The organism is Microcystis sp. M_QC_C_20170808_M3Col (genome assembly GCF_007095505.1).
Lineage (GTDB): Bacteria > Cyanobacteriota > Cyanobacteriia > Cyanobacteriales > Microcystaceae > Microcystis.
Genome location: NZ_SFBY01000234.1, coordinates 1 through 2,765, shown reverse-complemented (window position 1 = coordinate 2,765; position 2,765 = coordinate 1). Strand labels below are relative to the sequence as shown.

Sequence of the window (2,765 nt, the reverse complement as noted above, 5' to 3'; positions counted from 1 at the left end):
CATCTCCCCATCTCCCCATCTCCCCATCTCCCCATCTCCCCATCTCCCCATCTCCCCATCTCCCCATCTCCCCATCTCCCCATCTCCCCATCTCCCCATCTCCCCATCTCCCCATCTCCTATTTACTTAATCTATGGAACTACCAGAATTAAATATAGAGACAATTTGGGCGATTATTAACGATGAAATTGACGACGAAACCGTTAATAAATTGGTCTGGCAAAGTTTAGGTTATCGCTACGATGAAAGTCAAGGAAAATGGGATAATAGTCAAGTAGAGGAAGATTGGCGAGGTGAATATCCTCAACCCCCGGATTTTATTGGCAATCGTCCCCCAACAGTAAAATTAACTCGATCGATCTTGCCAGAAAATAAACAATTATTAAAAGATAAATTGGGGTTTACTGGTTATAAAATTGGCGAATTCAATCCCCGCATGACTCGCCGTGCCACCGCCGCTAATTGGTTGTGCTTTTGTGCGTTAAAATAGATGAGGAAAGTTATTTTATCAAGCTTCTAGCATGGTCACTATCCCTGTCAAGTCCTCCTCTCATCCCCTAGCATCCTATATTGATCGTCTCACTGCTGGGGAAGCATTGTTAAAAGATACTCCCCAGAATTTGATCGAGGTAGTGGGTATCCTGAAAAGTTATGGAGTGGTGTTAGATGCTTATTCCAAAAATTTAATTTATATTGCAGAAAATCAGTTTTTGGTTTTTTTCCCCTTCTTTAAATATTTTAATGGTCAAGTATCTTGGCAGAAATTACTCCAACACTGGTGGCACAATCGCATTAATTTTGAGTATGCTGAATACTGTATGAAAGCCATGTTTTGGCATGGTGGGGGTGGTTTAGATAGTTATGTAGATAGTGTCGCTTTTCGGGAAGTGACAGCCAAGGTTATTCAAGCCAAATTTAGGAATAATCCGCTAGTTTTAATTTTAAATAAAGCCTTTCCTGAATTTTTGCCAGAACAAATGCGGATGATGGCCTACTATAGCGGTTTAGGTCAATTTTGGCGAATTATGGCCGATACTTTTTTAAGTTTATCCGATCTCTACGATGCCGGAAAAATTACCAGTATTCCCGCAGTGGTGGCACACATTAAGAAAAATTTAGTCGATAATGCTAGTCAAGCAATTGTCTATCAGGTAAAAATCAAAGGACAAACCTATGATCTTATCCCCAAATCGGCAGGATTAACCTTTCTTGCGGATACGGCAATCCCCTACGTTGAGGCGGTTTTCTTTCGCGGAACACCTTTCCCCGGTACAATTTCCTATAATGCCCAAGCCTATCAAATTCCCTACGATCAAGGAATGTTTGCCTATGGTGCTTTGTATGCGGATCCTTTACCCATTGGAGGTGCAGGGATTCCTCCCACACTATTAATGCAGGATATGCGTCACTTTTTACCAGATTATCTGCACGACATTTATAAAAAGAGTTTTCGTCAAGAAGAAGATTTATTAGTCCAGATCTGCGAAACCTTTCAAAAGTCGATGTTTTGTGTAACAACGGCAGCCATTCAAGGATTAGCACCTTACCCTTTAACTACCACAGATTTAAAAGAGCAAAAAGCCAATCGCATCTATCTAGAAGCATGGATGAATCGCTTTGTTAAATCAAGATTAGAAGCGGTAAATCAATAATTATTCTGCCGATAAATCGCTAATTTTTGCAGTCAACAAACCCCTTTACATTTATGTCAGATATTAACGTCCAACTTCAGGATATTTTAGTTCAATTGCAATCTTTAACCGAACGGGTTGCCCTGATCGAAGCGCGTCAGATGTTAGTTCCGGACATCGAGCGCTATAGTAAATTACAGCAATTCCTAGCTGAGGGGAACTTTAGGGAGGCAGACGCAGAAACTCTCCGAGTTATCCTCGAAGCTGCCGGCAGAACCCGCGATACTTTAACCCCAGAGGATATGATGCGGTTTCCCGTTAATGTGATTCGGGTACTCGATCGCCTTTGGAAAAATTATAGCGGCGATCATTTCGGTTTTAGCAATCAGGTGAAGTTATATTTTGCCGTTGGGGGTAGTATTAATACCCTGCGTACCCAAGACGCGGAAACGATTAGAAAATTTGGGGAATTGGTAGGATGGCGCAACAAAGATGAGTGGCGCATCGATGATTATGATCACTGGGATTTTAGTCTCGCAGCTCCTCAAGGCTGTTTTCCCGCTCTCTGGTGGAAGTCTCCCTACGGGTTAAAAATGGTGACTTTTTGTTTTACTCGCCTGATAGAGTGCGATTTATAGACAATGAAAGGAATTATCGGCTATTTTCATGCTTTATTTTCCCCCCAATTTGCCCCCACCGGGATAAAAGTGGCTGTAATAGTGGGTACAATTTTATTGACAATTAACCACGGTTATGCTATAATGTCTGGGCGCATGACAAGCGATCGCTGGCTGGCGGCATTACTGACTTATCTAGTTCCCTATCTAGTCAATGTTCATGGGCAGTATAGCAGTTATCGCCGTCAGCAGTGACCGAAAAAATCCCAGGAATAAAGACAATTTTGAGCGGTTAGCTGACAGTTATTGAGAGCTGCGAACACCCCCTGATTAGTAGAGGACTGCTTTGATAGCGATCAAGACGAATATTCAGGAGTTCGATTTACCATGGCTGCTGTTTTATCGAAAATTTGGGTTAAAACCCCGTCCTTTGAGGACGGCTTTAAGCTACAATGGAAAAAGCGATAACCAAGCTAAAAACTGAACCTTGACCACAGATAGTAGGGGGTTTCGTTCA

The 2,765-nt window shown here is 42.1% G+C and carries 4 protein-coding genes; all 4 read left to right on the top strand.

All coding sequences use genetic code 11. The features are described 5' to 3' along the window. Nucleotides 1–133 precede the first annotated feature (133 nt). From EWV84_RS10530 to nrtS, 4 genes are read left to right on the top strand one after another with little or no spacing between them, the layout of a single operon-like run. A complete protein-coding gene (locus EWV84_RS10530) occupies nt 134–490 on the top strand; it encodes a DUF1823 family protein (RefSeq protein WP_287077963.1) in 357 nt (118 codons plus the stop codon). Between the two features lie 31 nt (nt 491–521). Next, the gene (locus EWV84_RS10525; RefSeq protein ID WP_287077962.1) at nt 522–1,652 is read left to right on the top strand and encodes a CO2 hydration protein; all 1,131 of its coding nucleotides are present in this window, start codon (nt 522–524) and stop codon (nt 1,650–1,652) included. Between the two features lie 53 nt (nt 1,653–1,705). Beyond that, complete coding sequence (locus tag EWV84_RS10520; protein WP_287077961.1) at nt 1,706–2,269, top strand: GUN4 domain-containing protein; 564 nt, start codon at nt 1,706–1,708, stop codon at nt 2,267–2,269. 3 nt (nt 2,270–2,272) lie between these two features. Next, nucleotides 2,273–2,503: a nitrate/nitrite transporter NrtS gene (gene nrtS / locus EWV84_RS10515; protein ID WP_287077960.1), complete on the top strand. Its 231-nt coding sequence runs from the start codon at nt 2,273–2,275 to the stop codon at nt 2,501–2,503. Nucleotides 2,504–2,765: the final 262 nt, after the last annotated feature.